Origin of the sequence: Paraburkholderia sp. J7 (assembly GCF_905220155.1) — a bacterium.
Lineage (GTDB): Bacteria > Pseudomonadota > Gammaproteobacteria > Burkholderiales > Burkholderiaceae > Paraburkholderia.
The window spans coordinates 1-283 of sequence record NZ_CAJMYZ010000133.1 but is presented as its reverse complement, the minus strand read 5'-3'; the positions used below and the strand labels follow the sequence as shown (position 1 = coordinate 283).

1 protein-coding gene is annotated in these 283 nt (G+C 66.4%); it reads right to left on the bottom strand.

The window, feature by feature from the left end; all coding sequences use genetic code 11:
• The coding region (locus tag U5A58_RS40655; protein ID WP_321965479.1) for a LysR substrate-binding domain-containing protein at positions 1-283 on the bottom strand (283 nt) is incomplete at both ends.

The window sequence follows — 283 nt, the reverse complement described above, 5'->3', positions numbered from 1 at the left end:
CCCTTCGCGCGCCAGATATTCCGGCGACGCCACCACGTATTGCGTCACCGCACATAGCCGCCGCGCCACCAGCGACGAATCGGGCAACGCAGCAATACGCAGCGCGGCGTCGAAGCCATCAGCGACCAGATCGACCGATGCATCCGACAGATGCAAGTCGATCGACACTTCCGGATACGCGCGAAAAAAACCCGGCAGCAGCGGCGCGACCCAGCGCAGCCCGAACGACATCGGCACGGCCAGGCGCACCAGCCCGCGCGGCTGCACCGACATTTCGCGCGCA